The following is a 9,271-nucleotide window of genomic DNA, read 5'->3' as shown; positions in this document are numbered from 1 at the left end:
ATTGGGTGAGGTCGCCAACGGCCGCTTAGTGGCGCTCGAGTTCGCAAAACCTCGATTCGGCTGACTGGCCGGTTTGGAGAAGGTCGACTGACCGGAGTGGGTCGGTCTCTGCCTTTCGAATATCTGCTGCGACCAGCGATCGATCGAGGTCTGCGTCGGGCCGGCTTCGGCCATGAAGAGACGCCCACCTCTCGGCCATGAATGACCGCTGACACGACGAAACCGGCCCCTCGATCCCGACTTCGGTGACCCCTCGCGGGCTAATCACCGAGTGTTGCCTCGAAGGGCGCGTCCGTATCATGCAAAATAGTCGCATCTAAAATGCGGAGGATGGCCCGTGGGCGTCAACTTCGACCTGAACGATTTGCAGGCGTTTCGAGCCGTCGCGGAGTTGGGTAGCTTCCGCAAAGCAGCGGAGGCGGTCAATATTTCGCAGCCAGCGCTGAGCCGGCGCATCGAGAAGCTCGAAGCGGCGCTCGGCGTGCGGCTCTTCGAGCGGACCACCCGCAGCGTGACGCTCACCACCATAGGTCGCGTGTTCGCCCCAAGCGCGGAACAACTTCTCGACGATCTCGATGTCGCGTTGCTCGGCATCCGCGACGTCTCCAGCAGCCGCCTCGGTCATGTGACCATCGCATGTGTGCCGTCGGTCGCCTACTATTTCCTGCCGAGCGTCGTTGCCGCCTATCACAGCCGCTATCCGCGGATCCGGGTCAAGCTGCTGGACTCGAGCGCCAACGAAGTGCTCGGCTCGGTCATCAGCGGTGAAGCCGATTTCGGCGTCAGCTTCATGGGCAGCCAGGAAACCGAGGTCGAGTTCAAGGTCCTGCTGCAGGAACGGTTCGTCGCCGCGTGTCGTCGCGATCATCCCCTTGCTCGGAAAAAGCAGGTGACCTGGAGCGAGCTTTATGAACACGAATACGTTTCCGTCGACAAGACTTCCGGCAACCGCCTGCTGCTCGATCAGGCGTTGACCAACGTGGCGCCAGCAGTGGCGAGCGTCTGCGAGACTCGCCATGTCACCACCATGCTCGGCCTGATCGAAGCGGGACTCGGTGTGGCAGCGGTGCCTTCAATGGCAATGCCCATGCGCGACCATCCGATTTTGACCAGCGTGCCGCTCGTCGATCCGGTCGTGACGAGGCGAGTCGGCATTGTCAGACGCCGGGGACGCCCCCTCGCGCCGGCCGCGCAGCAGTTCTACCAGACGATCCTCGACACGAAGCGCAGTGGCATGGTCGGTGCGGCGAAGAAGACCCCGAAATGACACTACCACGGCCCTTTAGGCTGCTCTACGTCCAGGTCCTGCTTGGAATGGGGCTCGGCATGACTGTCGGCCACTTCTGGCCACAGGTCGGCGCGTCGCTGAAACCGCTCAGCGATGCGTTCGTCGCGCTGGTACGCATGATGATCGCGCCAATCGTCTTCTGCACGATCGTCACCGGCATCACATCGCTTGCGAGCGGCTCGAAGATCGGCCGGACCATCCTGAAGGCGCTGGCGTTGTTCTACTTTCTTACCATCGTTGCACTCGTCCTGGGGCTCGCGAGCGCGTTCGCGCTGCATCCGGGCGCGGGACTGCATATCGACGCACATCATCTGGACACCACCATCCTCGCGCAGTATTCGACTCGCACGCAGACGCACGGACTTGTCGAATTCGCGCTGCATGTGATTCCGGAGACGCTCGTCGGCGCCTTCGAGAAAGGCGAGGTTCTGCCGGTCCTGCTGCTTGCCCTTCTGTTCGGCTTCGCAATGAACGCCAGCGGAAGCGCCGGACGGCGAGTGCAGGAATTCATCGATAGCTTCGCACACGTGCTGTTCCGCATCCTCGCGCTGATCATGCGGCTTGCCCCCGTCGGGGCATTCGGCGCGATGGCGTTCACGGTGGGCCGTTTCGGCATCCGTTCGATTGGCTCGCTCGGCATGCTGGTGTTGTCGTTCTATGCGGCGTGCCTGCTGTTCGTCGTCTGCGTGCTCGGTCCGCTCGCACGCCTGCATCGCTTCTCCCTCTGGCGTTTGCTGCGCTACATTCGCGAGGAACTCGTCATCGTGCTCGCGACGTCGTCGACCGAACCGGTGCTGCCGCGCCTCATCGTCAAGCTCGAAGCGCTTGGCTGCGACAAGGGCATCGTGGGTCTCGTGCTGCCCGCCGGCTATTCCTTCAATCTCGACGGCACGGCGATCTACCTGACGCTCGCCTCGATGTTCATCGCGCAAGCGTGCGATGTACACCTCTCGGGCGGCCAGATCGCGACGATGCTCGTGGTGATGCTGATCACGTCGAAGGGCGCGGCGGGCGTGTCGGGCAGCGGACTGGTTGCGCTCGTCGCGACGCTCGCCGTCATTCCCGATCTGCCGGTTGCAGGCGTCGCGCTACTGGTCGGCATCGATCGCTTCATGTCCGAGGCGCGTGCCCTGACGAGCGTGATCAGCAACGCCTGCGCGGTGATCTTCGTATCGATGTGGGAGCGCGCCTGCGACCGGGCGCGTCTGAAAGAAGCATTGAGCCTGGCGCATGAGCCCGAAGAAGCTTTCGATCAGCCCGCCGACCTGCCGAGCTGAATCGTTGCCGTCGTCTCAATGAGTGGCGACGGAATCGAGCCCGGTCGATGTCACCTCCGGCTGCACGGCGGGTGACGCGAGATAGTCGAGCAGCGCTTTCGCCTCCTTCGGATGCTGCGCGCCGACCGGGATGCCGGCCGCAAAGCGCGTGACGGACTGCATCGACTCCGGAATCTTGCCGACGTACGCTGCGCCCTTCACCGGGAGCAACTCGCTCACCTGCTGAAATCCCACTTCGTAGTCGCCGGTTGCAACCACCGACGCCACCGGGATCTTCGGGATCATCTTCGCCTTGGTCTTCACCTGTTCCTCGATGCCGAGCCGCTTGAACAACTCGCGCTCGATATAGACGCCGCTCGCGCTATCCGAGTAAGCTATCGACCGGGCATGCAGCAAGGTTTCCTTGAGCGCCGCCTCAGACCCGATGTCGGGCTTCGGCGCGCCATCGCGCACGACCATGCCGATGCGCGAATCCGCGAGCTCGACACGCGAATCGGGGATCACCTTGCCCTGCTTGATGAGGTCGTCGAGTGCATAGCCGACCATGATCACCACGTCGGCAAGCTCGCCGCGCTGAAGCCGGTTCGGAATGGCCTCCGGCGACTTGCCCATCGACGGTCCGAGCGCGGTATCGAGCGTGTTGCCCGTGGACGCCGCGAACTTCGGGCCGAGCAGCTTGTAGGCGGCGGTGAAGCCGCCCGAGCTCATCACGTGCAGATCGGCGGCCTGCACATTCGCCGCAGCGGCGGCGCTGCCGAGGAGCGCCGCGGTGCAGAGTTTCAGAAGGATGGATTTCATGGTTGAAAGTCAGGCTGAAGTTCGAGGAGCGAAGCGATGCTTCAGGAAGCCGCATGCAGCGGAACGCGACGGCGCCGATACAGTGCGAGTGTGGCACCGAGCCCGCACACCGCGGCGAAGCTCATCCAGTAGCCCGGCGCGGCTTTATCGCCCGTCATGTGAATGAGCGCGGTCGAGATAACGGGTGTGAAACCGCCAAAGACCGCCGTCGCAAGGCTGTAGGCCAGCGAGAATCCAGCGACACGCACTTCGACCGGCATCACTTCGGTGAGTGCGACGACCATCGCGCCGTTGTACATCCCGTACATGAACGAGAGCCAGAGCAGCACAAGCAGCATGTTGACGAAGCTCGGAGCGTGAGCCAGCAGCGATAGCGCGGGGTAAGCGGTCGCAATCGCCAGGATCGTCATTCCGAGAAGGAGCGGACGGCGTCCGATCCGGTCCGATAACGCGCCACCAATCGGCAGCCAGATGAAGTTGGAGATCCCCACGCACAGCGTGACGAGCAGGCTATCGGCGGTGCTCAGATGCAGGACCGTCTTGCCAAAGGTCGGCGCATACACCGTGATCAGATAGAAGCTCGTGGTGGTCATTGCGACCAGCAGCACGCCCGCGATCACGACATTCCAGTTCTGCACGAGCGTCGTAAAGACTTCTTTCATGCTCGGCCGATGCTGGCGCTGTTTGAATTCCTGCGTTTCCTCGAGATTGCGCCGCAAGATGAAGATGAAAGGCACGATCATGCAGCCGACGAAGAACGGCACGCGCCATCCCCACGCAGCGATCGCCGCCGTGTCGAGCCACTGATTTAGCGCGAAGCCGAGCGCGGCAGCGATGACGATCGCCACCTGCTGGCTCGCCGACTGCCAGCTCGTGAAGAAACCCTTGCGGCCCGGCGTCGCCATCTCGGCGAGATAAACTGATACGCCGCCCAGTTCCGCACCCGCGGAGAAGCCCTGCAGCAGACGGCCAATGAGAACCAGGGCCGGGGCGAACAGTCCGATCGTCGCATAGCCGGGCACGAACGCGATCAGGATGGTGCCGCTCGCCATGATCGACAGCGTGACAATCAGGCCCTTACGGCGACCGAGATCGTCGATATACGCGCCGAGGATGATCGCGCCGAGCGGCCGCATCAGGAAGCCCGCGCCGAACACTGCGAACGTCATCATCAGTGAAGCGAACTCGCTCCCCGCCGGGAAAAAGACCGCGGCAATCTGCGTGGCATAGAAGCCGAACAGGAAGAAGTCGAACTGCTCCAGGAAGTTGCCTGCCGTCACGCGTAGCACGGCGGATGCCTTCGATTGCCCGGGGGCCAGCGGGGGTGAGGAGGGATGCATCGAGGTGTCTCCAGAAATTTTGAACTTGCGGTGTTCGGGCGATTTGTTGTTTGTCGAATATTCGCCCGAACCACACGAAACGATAAGTGCTATTTTCGAAACGATTGATGTGCGTTGGCTATCAGTGTCGCCGAAGCGCTCAAGCTACGAAGCGGCACTGGGACGCGGGCGTTCGGGTGTCCATGTTGCGCCCCCGGTTCAGGTGATCGTCGATTTCCGCCGCGCATCCGAGCATGCGAGGATAAAGGAAGATCGTGAATGCGGCGGTTTCCAGATCGGTCTCAGTCAATTCACCACGTTGCAGCGGCTGCCACAGCATCTTCAGCAGCAGCGCCGCGATCACGGCATCGACGTTTACGCAGTACACGTTGCGGGAGACGCCGGCATCAAACAACGCCTGCACCAGTTCGCGATAGAAAGCATGGAACACGTTATATTCCCCACGCTTCTCGCACAGTTCCGCGATGAACACTTCGCGCGGGTCGTAGTTGACCGGCCTGTCCTTGAAGACCGGATGGTTCACGCCCGGCAGCTTCGCGATATCGAGGCTGCCGGCATGCTTCTGTCGGGCCTTGTACTGCGCATAGCGCTCGACCGAGCGCTCGGCCAGCGAGCGCAGGTCCACGCCGTGCGCGGGGTCGGACGGATCGGCAAGCCCGCTGTCCCTGAACGCTTCGATCAGGAACGCGATGCCTTCATAGCCATTGCCGCCATGCGTATAACCTGTATGGGTGAGAAAGCCGACCAGCGCCTTGTTGAGTTGCACGCGCTCGGGGCTTTCCGGGCCGTCAGCGGATACTGCGCCCTTTGCTCCCTGCGCCGAGATGGCTCCCGGACCGTTGGTGAGCAGCAGACCGACGAGCGTCTTGAAGGCGAACAGATCGTTGGGCTCCGGCGCAAGGTTGAGCAACGCGGCAAAACAGATTTCGGTCAGGCTGCGTTCGTTCAGCAGCGCTTGCGTGGTAAAGCCGCAAAAGCCGTCGGGACAGTGTCGCGAGGCGTCCGCCGATGCACCGATCAGCGTCCCGAACAACATGGTCCACCAGGGCAGGCTCTCGGCCGTGACGCGCGAGATGCGCTTGCGCATCAGCGGTCCCCACGCGAGCGTCACGCAGATCGCTGCCAGAACGGCGTCTGCCGTCGGGTGAGCGGGCTGAGATGTGAGCCAGCGCACGAGGACCGATCTGACTCCACGCTCGGCGAGTCCCGCGAGCATCGCTTCGGCGCGCAGATCGCGCGTGTTGGCAAAGAGCGGCTCGCAACCGCTGACGTCGATCCGTGCGATGTCGAAGTTCTCGTCGAGCGTACTCGTCAGGCTGGCTGCCGAGAAGCGTTCGATCATCCATTTCGCGGCATCCCGCGCCGCGCGCTGACGATTCGGCCCGATGATCGAGGCCGCGGCGGCCAGGATGGCGTTGGGTGCATTGCCGGCCTCGCGTGCGGCCTGCGCTGCCGCGAGCTCCGGCGTTCCGTGCAGATTGACGGACGCAGCGATCGCGACATTGATGAGCTTCTCGTCGTTTTCTCCGCCGAACTCGTGAAGCAGGGCAAGGCTGACGTTCGCTTCGAGCGAATGCGTCGCCGCGTCGAGCATCGAGGCGCCATACAGGCTGCTCACTTGCGTTTTCGCATCCATCTGCGATGCTCCCGACGCATCCTTCAACGCCTGACGTGGCGCAATCGCACCGACTTGTCGATTGACCTGCAAGACTTGCTCGTCGTAGGGCGCGACTGCTCCCACTACGGGGATCGCAAGGTCGGACGGAAGCTGAATTCCTTGGTCGGAGCCGAACCACGGCTTGAGCGCAAGGCTGCCTTCGGGCTCGAAGTCAGGCATCGTCGCGTTGGCGCGCATGACGGCGGTCAGCGCCGCCGGGATATGCGCGATGTTCGTGACGACCGCGCCCCTGGCGGAGCAGCACGGATCGTCAGGCGTGAAGAGGCGGTCTACGCCGAACATTTCCATGAACCAGCGCTCCTTGGCTTGCGCGTCGTCGGAGCCACCGGCCATCGCGCCCGCATGGCCGACCGCACGCGTGAGGCGGCTCTTCCACCGGCCCACCACACAGGCGACCACCGGTTTCGTGAAGGCCGCATCGGCCTCGTAGTAGCCACCCGGTTCGCAATAGAGCACAGCGGCCTTGCTTCGAGCATCGTTGGCGAGTGCGAACGCAAATTCCGGCGCGGCATAGTGGATGTAGACGTCCTTGCCGCTCGAGATGACGGTCGATGTGCCCCAGCCGCTCATGCGCAGGTACTGCGCGATCGTCGTACTGAAGCCGCCGGAGTTCGAGAAGATGGCGATCGATCCCTTGCGCAATGAATCGTCCGGACTATCGCCGCCGAGTGCTCCGCCGATTCTTACGCGATTCCACGAGTCAGCGACGCCGAGCCCGTTCGCACCGAAGATGTCGATGCCCGCTTGCTGACCCATCGCGCGAATTTCGCGGGCGTCGTGTACGGCGATCTTTTCGGTGATGATGAAAATCTTCTTCAGATCGGGATTGACGCGGATCAGTTCGGCGACGCCGTCGCGGGCCGCCGATGGCGGTAGATAGACCACGCCGCAGTTGAACCGATGCCCCGCTTCCAGACCCTCGCGGACGTTGTTGTAGACCGGGATATCTCCGATCGATGTGGTGAGCACTTGCCCGCCTTTCCCCGGCGCCGTGCCGAAGACAATATTCCCGCCTGAGAACGCGTGACTGACGGGCGTCACGTCCGAGGACTCACCGCCCAGGATATTGAGCACGCACACGCGATCGTCACGCGTGGCGATCTGCGCCAGCGAGTTGACGCCGACGAAATACTTGAACTGGCTGCTGTTTTGCTTGTACACGTTGCTCTCCTCAGGCTTGAGCCGTTTCGGTTTCCGTCGCGGGTGCGCCGATCCGTGCTGCGATCTCGGCCCGGCCACTGGCGCGCATCCAGGCGTCCGCCTGACGCGCGTACTGGATGACCTCGCTGATGTCAGAGTCGAATCCGAAGAGCCGATAGGGCAGACCGAGCGAGTCGCATGTGTCTCTCAGCGCGGCCATCCCACGCACGAGGTTCGGGCCTCCCCGGCCCAGCACCACGTAAAGCGGCGTCGGCCCATGCTCGCTGAAGTGTTCGCGAAGAGCGTCGGCCATCGCTCGCAGCGTCTCGAAGATGTCAGTGTTGTTCGACTTGCCGCCGATGATGAAGAGCACATTCGACTGCTTGAGCCAGTGTTTGAAGCAGATACGGGCCACTTCCTTCATCTTCGCGTACGGGGGATTGCCGCCGAAATCCGACGAGATGATCGCGGCGTCGCCGAGCATTTCGGTCACGAGCGAGTTTGCGCCGCCGCCGAACGTCGGCGCGAGAATCGTGCCTTTCTCGTTGATCACATACACATCGCTCTGGCCCTGGTGCGTGCGCAACTGATTGATCTCCTGTTCGAAGTCGGAGTAGTCCGCTGCGAACAGGTGTTGCGGCAGCCCGAGGCGCGTCCATCGCGGATCGTCGCGATCGAAACCGCACTTGAAGTCGCAGGCGACCGGTGTAAGGCGCCCCTTCTTGTCCTCGCGCATGCGGATCGGATTCAACTCCAGTGTCGTCATGCCGAAATCGTGAAAGAGTTCCCAGAGTTTCGGCAACTGCTGCACGAGCGGCGAGATGATCTCCTTCGGCGCACCAATCTCGCTCAGCGCGTTCGCCACGACGAACGCCTTTAAACCCGTCAACGCGTCGAAGGGCACCATCGCCACATGCTTCGGGTCGACCTCTTCGATATCCATGCCGCCCTTATGCGAGAGCGTCATGGTCGGCGCACGAAAACGCGTGGAGTCGGTGATCGAGAAATAGACCTCATGCTGGGCCGGAACGCCGGCTTCGAACGTCACGCCATTCGACTTTGCTTTCAGGTGGCCGACGGAATGCTCGGCGAAGTACAACCGCTCTTTTTCGATCAACGCCGTCTTGAGATCGGTCGCGCGGCCGAGTAAACCCGCCTTCCCCTTCTTTCCCACTCCGCCTTTGAAAACGGGTTTGATGAATATCTGGCGATGACGATCGATCAAAGTCTTGATCTCCTCCTCGCTGGCGCTCGGGCCGAGGATCTCACTCGCCGGAAATCCGACGAATTGCAACAGGCGCGCGCCGTGCAACATACCGGTGATTTGCATGAAGTTGTCTCCTGAAGGGCATAGCGATATAAAAAGAAACGGGTGTTCGGATTGGTCGTTAGGCGAAAGCGCCAGGCGTGACAAGCGGCCGTGACGCCGATGGCGTTCGGAATGCGTGGCTGATGTGTGTTGAGTTGTCCGGTGCTCGAACCGGCTGGGGCTCGAGACTACCCGCCCAAGGGGCGATCGTTAGGCGCTCCAGGTGCGCCTTGCGTTGTACATGGCCTTGTCTCCGATGCGTTTTACTTTCGTTCCAATCTCGCTGGAATCTTGAGTACAGATACTCACGCAAATGGAGTTACGCGATAAGTGCATTTTTTCGAAGCATTGATGTTTAGATGTTATCAATGCAGCTGGATGAAATGTGGCATCACCGCCACGTTCCTCTGCGCTGCCTGTCGGGGCAGACGGGTCAGCGGT

General features: G+C 62.2%; 6 protein-coding genes. 2 read left to right on the top strand and 4 right to left on the bottom strand.

What is annotated here, in order from left to right; all coding sequences use genetic code 11:
- The first annotated feature begins 337 nt into the window (after positions 1-337).
- Together AC3WLT_RS34340 and dctA are read left to right on the top strand one after the other, a co-directional pair.
- Complete coding sequence (locus tag AC3WLT_RS34340) at positions 338-1,267, top strand: LysR family transcriptional regulator (RefSeq protein ID WP_492596053.1); 930 nt, start codon at positions 338-340, stop codon at positions 1,265-1,267.
- The gene (dctA, locus tag AC3WLT_RS34335; protein ID WP_492596052.1) at positions 1,264-2,565 is read left to right on the top strand and encodes a C4-dicarboxylate transporter DctA; all 1,302 of its coding nucleotides are present in this window, start codon (positions 1,264-1,266) and stop codon (positions 2,563-2,565) included. Before AC3WLT_RS34340 ends, dctA begins: the two co-directional genes overlap by 4 nt.
- 15 nt (positions 2,566-2,580) lie before the next feature.
- Here dctA and AC3WLT_RS34330 read toward each other — a convergent pair whose 3' ends face one another.
- The 4 genes from AC3WLT_RS34330 to AC3WLT_RS34315 form a co-directional block, all read right to left on the bottom strand.
- Positions 2,581-3,363 (bottom strand): substrate-binding domain-containing protein, encoded by a 783-nt coding sequence (locus AC3WLT_RS34330; protein WP_492596051.1) that lies wholly within the window; start codon positions 3,361-3,363, stop codon positions 2,581-2,583.
- 41 nt (positions 3,364-3,404) lie between these two features.
- Positions 3,405-4,703, bottom strand: a complete 1,299-nt coding sequence (locus AC3WLT_RS34325) for an MFS transporter (protein ID WP_492596050.1) — start codon at positions 4,701-4,703, stop codon at positions 3,405-3,407.
- A gap of 139 nt (positions 4,704-4,842) precedes the next feature.
- Positions 4,843-7,542: a CoA-binding protein gene (locus AC3WLT_RS34320; protein WP_492596049.1), complete on the bottom strand. Its 2,700-nt coding sequence runs from the start codon at positions 7,540-7,542 to the stop codon at positions 4,843-4,845.
- Between the two features lie 10 nt (positions 7,543-7,552).
- A complete protein-coding gene (locus AC3WLT_RS34315; protein WP_492596048.1) occupies positions 7,553-8,851 on the bottom strand; it encodes an ATP citrate lyase citrate-binding domain-containing protein in 1,299 nt (432 codons plus the stop codon).
- Between the last annotated feature and the right edge of the window lie 420 nt (positions 8,852-9,271).

It is taken from the genome of Paraburkholderia sp. FW306-2-2C-D06C (assembly GCF_058781505.1).
Note: the sequence above shows the minus strand (reverse complement) of the source record. Positions and strands in the feature narration are given on the sequence as shown.

Bases quoted from the DNA above. Each gene is read 5' to 3' on its own strand.
- dctA (WP_492596052.1), top strand. From the start codon at position 1,264: ATGACACTACCACGGCCCTTTAGGCTGCTCTACGTCCAGGTCCTGCTT.
- AC3WLT_RS34330 (WP_492596051.1), bottom strand. From the start codon at position 3,363: ATGAAATCCATCCTTCTGAAACTCTGCACCGCGGCGCTCCTCGGCAGC.
- AC3WLT_RS34325 (WP_492596050.1), bottom strand. From the start codon at position 4,703: ATGCATCCCTCCTCACCCCCGCTGGCCCCCGGGCAATCGAAGGCATCC.
- AC3WLT_RS34315 (WP_492596048.1), bottom strand. From the start codon at position 8,851: ATGCAAATCACCGGTATGTTGCACGGCGCGCGCCTGTTGCAATTCGTC.